The organism is Nostoc sp. DedQUE04 (assembly GCF_034530995.1).
GTDB lineage: Bacteria > Cyanobacteriota > Cyanobacteriia > Cyanobacteriales > Nostocaceae > Nostoc.
This window is the reverse complement of record NZ_JAVRCA010000045.1, coordinates 62,755-68,566: the sequence shown is the minus strand read 5'-3', so window position 1 is coordinate 68,566 and position 5,812 is coordinate 62,755. Positions and strand designations below refer to the sequence as shown.

At 40.6% G+C, this 5,812-nt stretch carries 5 protein-coding genes and 1 pseudogene; 1 reads left to right on the top strand and 5 read right to left on the bottom strand.

All coding sequences use genetic code 11. The features are described 5' to 3' along the window. Positions 1-80 precede the first annotated feature (80 nt). From RM049_RS25900 to RM049_RS25890, 3 genes and pseudogenes are all read right to left on the bottom strand, one after another. A pseudogene (locus RM049_RS25900) lies at positions 81-1,031 on the bottom strand (serine/threonine protein kinase); the annotation flags it as partial. 451 nt (positions 1,032-1,482) lie between these two features. After that, positions 1,483-2,070, bottom strand: a complete 588-nt coding sequence (locus RM049_RS25895) for a Uma2 family endonuclease (protein WP_322706188.1) — start codon at positions 2,068-2,070, stop codon at positions 1,483-1,485. A gap of 55 nt (positions 2,071-2,125) precedes the next feature. Further along, complete coding sequence (locus tag RM049_RS25890; protein ID WP_322706187.1) at positions 2,126-3,307, bottom strand: AGE family epimerase/isomerase; 1,182 nt, start codon at positions 3,305-3,307, stop codon at positions 2,126-2,128. Between the two features lie 198 nt (positions 3,308-3,505). Between RM049_RS25890 and RM049_RS25885 the strand changes: the two genes are divergently transcribed. Next, a complete protein-coding gene (locus tag RM049_RS25885) occupies positions 3,506-4,405 on the top strand; it encodes an aspartoacylase (RefSeq protein ID WP_322706186.1) in 900 nt (299 codons plus the stop codon). A gap of 273 nt (positions 4,406-4,678) precedes the next feature. Here the strand turns inward: RM049_RS25885 and RM049_RS25880 are convergent, their stop codons facing one another. Both RM049_RS25880 and RM049_RS25875 read right to left on the bottom strand, forming a co-directional pair. Further along, entirely contained in the window at positions 4,679-5,473 is a 795-nt protein-coding gene (locus tag RM049_RS25880) for a Tab2/Atab2 family RNA-binding protein (RefSeq protein WP_322706185.1), read from the bottom strand. Between the two features lie 2 nt (positions 5,474-5,475). Then, positions 5,476-5,812 (bottom strand): hypothetical protein (locus tag RM049_RS25875; protein WP_322706184.1); only part of this gene is annotated, 337 nt, incomplete at its 5' end.

Genomic DNA, 5,812 nt, shown 5'->3' with positions numbered 1-5,812 from the left:
ATCATCTTGAAGAAGATGAGGAAAAACTACGGGTTTCAACGTAGACGAGGTTTAATTAAATTAATAATAGTTGTTTGGCAAAAAAAACCTCTAGGTGGTATGAGAATTTCTAAAGAGTTAGCATTCTTAGTCAAAAGAATTTTACTGCCAGGAGGTTTTCTAGGGGATGAATTACTTTGTATCCTGGGAATCTGAGATGTATTTCCCTGTTGTTGTAAGGCTTGCAAAGCTTCTTCAGCAGAAGTCAAACGTTTACTGGCAATAGGTTCTGTCATCTGCCTCAACCAAATCCTAAAACCAGAGCTAATATTGGCAACTTGCTCAAATTCAATTCGTAGGTCTATTTGCGGTAAATCGCCTGGATGTTGACCTGTTACCAAGTAAATTAAAGTTGCGCCCAAACTGTAAAGGTCTGAAGCTGGAGTAGACCTGCCATTAAATTGCTCTGGTGGCATATAGCCGTAACTTCCCACAACTGTTATGGTGCTGCTTCTTCTGGCGATGGTTTGCACTGAACCAAAATCTACTAAGTAGACTTCACCCACACTATTACCAGAGCGATTTGTTAATAGAATATTGCTTGGCTTGATGTCACGATGAATCACGGGCGGCTGACGACCATGCAGATATTTGAGAATTTCTAGAATGGCTTTTGCTAGTTCCTTAACTTCTTCTTCACTGAAACTACGCCCAGCTTTGAGTTGTGCTTCTAGAGATTGGGCTGGGATATAACTTTGTACGAGTGCAAATCCTCTACTGTTTGGTGAATCTAGCTCGAAGTAGTTAAGGTAGCGGGGAATGGCTGGGTGAGAGAGTGCTTTGAGTGTTTCAGCTTCCCGCTCAAATAATTTGAGGTCGTTCCATTCAAACTCATTACCAAAAGACAGTATTTTGACTACTACTAATTCTAGAGTTTGTAAGTCACGAGCTAAGAGCGATCGCCGTCCGGCTTTTTTGCCTAATTCCTGTTGCACTTGATACTTTTCTAACAGGATTTCTTGATTAGAATCTGGCAATTCTCGACTTGTCATTTGCTCGTGACTCCAAAGCTTTGTTGCTTTTATAGTTTTGCTGTTTGTTACTACCCCACTGTAAGATTACTTAAGTTAGCAACAAGCATTAGGGAGACTATTTTCAGATTTAATAATACTTATCTGAGCGATCGCAAAGGAATCTAGCTTACGGCATAGACAGGAGAGATTTTATTTCACTTATCTGCTTATCAATTACACTAAAATGATTATCAAGCATTTTTAGCATTCTTAATAGCTTTTCCGAACCCATGTAATTAGGTAAGAAATCCAAAATCAATATAATTAGTTGGATGTGGTGCATAGTAACAGCATATTTTTCATATATATTAGTATAATATCAACTACGACAAGCCGGAATCATCAGTATTTAAACGCATCTTTAATCAACGTATTCATTTAAAATGTTTGGGAAAATACAACATTTCTTTACCTGATCGCACCAACAAAATCATTCCCTAGCACTCTCTGGAAACAACCGATTCAAGTCTAATAATGCATCTTTAAATCCAGGAATTGCCACTGACTGGTTAGATAGAGAAATCTGTTTGCTGAGATAGCTAAACTTATTTTGAGCATTTTGATATGGCTGACTATGACGCTCAAGTTGACGAGCCGGTAAATTAACAATCCAGTAATGAGAAATTCCAGCTTCTGCATACAATGACAGCTTGCTTGTTTGGTCGTAATCTATTGTTTTATCCGAAATTTCAATTACTAACAAAATATCTTCTGGATAGGGATGATGAGCGAGATAATCTTCATCTCTTCCTCTTGCAATGACAACATCCGGTTCAGGCTCACTTTGATTAGGAAGGGTGATGGGATCTTGTCCACGGATGACTGCTCGATCGCCTAAAAGCCGATCCAATTGACGGCACAGGATAGAACTACAAACTGTATGAGGCGTTCCCTTTGCTGTCATTTGAATCAGTTCTCCTCGAATCAATTCAATACGATCGCCCTCTGTGAGAAATCCGAGTTCAATCAATTGATGGTATTGGGCGATCGTAAATCGCTTAGGTGTTACAGCATTCATGAGACATCTTTCCAAGAGTACTTGTCACTAGCAAAGATTAAACTGACTGCGTTGTTTACCGCCCCAGGTTTTGCAATGCTTCAAATTGCTGCCAACAAAGATACAATGCACGCGGTACGTGAAAACATCCTTTCCATTTGCCGCCTTTGAGGTTCAACAATACTTCCCCACGCCGATTCAGGTAGCCAAACCATTCACCATACTCGGAATCAGCAAAGTGTGACCAGGCGTAATCGTGCATCTTTTGATACCATTCCCAACACACCTCACGCCCTGTCAGCCGATAACCCATCGCTAATGCAACCAATGACTCTAGGTGAACCCACCACAGCTTTTGATCCCATTCTAATTGTTGTGGGGGATGAGCATCTGCATCCATAAAGTAATACAATCCGCCGTACTCGTTATCCCAAGCAAAATTCAGAATATTTAGCACCACCTCAACGGCTTGGTTAATAGTTTTGGTGTCGTTTTTCCGACGTGCGATGTCCATGATAAACCACATCGCTTCGATCCCGTGACCTGGATTAATCACCCGTCCCTCAAAACTATCGATGTGGGAACCGTCAGGGGCAACATTTTCGTACATTAGTCCCCGTTCTTGATCGAGAAAATCGGTCATCACTTCGCGGACTGTCTCAGCGAGGACATTCTCTAGTGTTTCTTTTGGTAGCAACCATTCCATTTCTAGAGTCAGGTTGGCTAAAATCATCGGTACAGCCAATGATTTCATCGGGCGTGTGCCGGGATAAGTTTTATTATATTTGCCCTTGGGGTTATCTTTGCGGCGTAATACGTTGTTATAAGCTTGCATCGCTACATCCTTTGCCCATTCTTCGCCGCCAGCGAGTGCATATTGACTAAATGCCATCGCTGCAAAGCAATCAGAAAAGATATTGTAAGGGTGAACCAATGGTTTCCCTTCACGAGTGAGGGCAAAGTACCAGTTACCATCGCTATCTCTGCCATGTTGGGCGAGAAAATTAGCGCCGTTGCTAGCAATTTTTAGCCAATTTTCGCGCTTTTCTAGCTGGTTGTAAAGCATGGAAAAAGTCCACACCTGGCGGTTTTGCAGCCAGATGAATTTGTCTGTATCATAAATTTTGCCTTCGCGATCGAGGCAGGTGAAATAGCCGCCTTGCTGCCAATCGAGAGAATATTTTTCCCAGAATGGGAGTACATCGGTGAGGAGAGCGTTTTTGTAAAGTTCAGCGATTGCTTGAAAATTATACTCCATAAATTTCCTCCCCTTTTGTGCTAAAACCAACAGCTTAACAGTTATCATATTTTGGCTCTAATATGGAGCGTAGGCGTAGCCCTTCGTAGACATTGTGTCAGGCTTTTACAAGATTTAGTCAACAGAAGTTATACTTCTATCTTGGATCTTGCACCATTCTCAATAACCGTAGGGTAGTTTTTTAGAGATGAGGTTGTTATGAGTCAGATTGAACGAGTTGCGATCGTTGGAGGAAACCACGGTAATGAGCTAACAGGAGTACATGTAGTCAAAAAGTTTCAGCAATATCCTAATTTAATTAACAGGGCAAGTTTTGAAACTCTGGCATTACTTGGCAATCTCAAAGCTATTGAAGAAGGCAAACGATACATTGAAAAAGATTTAAATCGTTGTTTCACTAATCAAGGTTTACAAAATTCCCAACTTTTAAGTTATGAAGATATGCGGGCAAAAGCAATTCAACAGATATTGCAACCGCAAAATCAGCCCTTTGTAGATGTAATTGTTGATTTGCATAGCACAACTGCCAATATGGGGTTAAGTCTGATTTTTTGTGATATGCATCCTTTCTTGCTCCGGTTAGGCGCTTATTTAAGTTCTATCAATCCTTTGGTGAAAGTCTTTATTAATCAGGAATCCAAAGAAAATGGTTTTCTCCGTTCTTTGTGCGAATTGGGTTTTGTTATAGAAGTTGGTGCTGTAGCTCAAAATGTTTTAAACGCCAAATTATTTCAGGAGACAGAACAGCTTATTTATGCAGTTTTAGATTATTTTGAAAGGTGCAATCAGGGTAATATTCCGCAGACAAGCAATCACCTTACACTTTATAAATACATTCAGACTATCGATTATCCGAGAAGCGATGCCTACGGTGGGCTGCGCCTACACGGGGAAATTCAAGCCATGATTCACCCCCAGCTTCAGTTTAGGGATTATGAACCTTTGCATCCAGGCGATCCAATGTTTCTGACTTTTGAAGGAAAAGATATTTTCTATGAGGGAGCGTCTACTGTTTATCCTATTTTTATTAATGAAGCAGCTTACTACGAGAAAGGAATTGCGATGTATTTAAGTCAAAAACAGGAAGAAATAGTTTAATTTGTTCATCGCCTTTGCCTCACTTTTATCTTTATTTTTATTCCCTAATACTTTTAAACCACAAATCCTAAAACTACATTTAAAAAATAATTTTGAGTATTATTATTTAGTATGACTTTATAATCATACTAAAATTCGCTAGACTTATACACTTGTCCTATATAGGCAAATTACAGTAAAGCGTAGACCCATATTTACTTGCGGTCAGACATCACTTTAGTCGATTTATTTAGCTATCAAAATTAAGCAGACAAATATTTTTAGCAATTAATATTAATTTTCTGCTTGCAATAACCAAAAGCCGCTATAAGTCATACCAGAATCATCGGGTTGAACTAACAAAAAATGCAATCCTCGGCAATGCTTTTTACGTTGTTCAAATGCTTGGGCTGCTGTGGTAACTTCTGGATCTTCAAATGTGGCAACAATCCACCTATCTACCAAGCTAGCTTCTAATATTAAGCCATCCGGTGCGCCAGAAATGTAGTTCAAGCTGACGGCACGGGCTTGCTGCAACCACCGTGCTAGGCGCATTGATTGCCGTCCCCCATAAATTACTACACCAGGAACGGGAACTGTTGATGCCAAACCTAAATTGATGGGTTTGAAATGTTCTGGAACGTGCAAAATGGGAATAGGGCGATCGCTAAATCTCGTTTCTACATCACTAGCAGCTAAACTTGCAAAACGCCATTGTTCTCCCCAAAGGTTTTCTGGTAATGGTGTTGGGGGTGGTTTATCCAGGGTTGAGGGATATTGCTTTTCTTGTAACCACTGCTTTAACGCCAAGGTGTGGCGGGTAGGTTCGACATTTATACTTAAGTTGCGTCCAGCCGCTTCAATTAAGCTTAGAGACTGAGGACGAAACACCTGAATTACATCTGGCAATTTTTCACCAGCAGCTAGCTCAAGTTGAGTCGCAACCCAATTAGAATTTGCTGCTGACTGGAGACAGCTAGCTTCATACTCAAAGCTGCGAGTTGCGTCACAAATCAACAAGTCCCATAAAATTTGTCCAGATGCATCTTGTGAGGGACGACGATAAAAATCAACTTGCCAAATTTTCATAATTATGTGGGCATTGGGCATGGGGCATTGGGCATGGAGGGATGGGAGAGATTGGTAAGAGTTAAAATTGAAAGTTTTAAGTTCAGAGGCTCAACTTCCGAGTTCAAAGGTTTAACTTCCGAGTTCAAAGGCTCAACTTCCGAGTTCAGAGGTTCAACTTCCGAGTTCAGAGGTTCAACTTCCGAGTTCAAAGGTATAATTTCCGAGTTCAGAGGTTCAACTTCCGAGTTCAGAGGTTCAACTTCCGAGTTCAGAGGTTCAACTTCCGAGTTCAAAGGTATAATTTCCGAGTTCAGAGGTTCAACTTCCGAGTTCAGAGGTTCAACTTCCGAGTTCAAA

Coding starts and splice junctions, on each gene's coding strand:
- RM049_RS25895 (WP_322706188.1), bottom strand. CDS start 2,070: ATGAATGCTGTAACACCTAAGCGATTTACGATCGCCCAATACCATCAA.
- RM049_RS25890 (WP_322706187.1), bottom strand. CDS start 3,307: ATGGAGTATAATTTTCAAGCAATCGCTGAACTTTACAAAAACGCTCTC.
- RM049_RS25885 (WP_322706186.1), top strand. CDS start 3,506: ATGAGTCAGATTGAACGAGTTGCGATCGTTGGAGGAAACCACGGTAAT.
- RM049_RS25880 (WP_322706185.1), bottom strand. CDS start 5,473: ATGAAAATTTGGCAAGTTGATTTTTATCGTCGTCCCTCACAAGATGCA.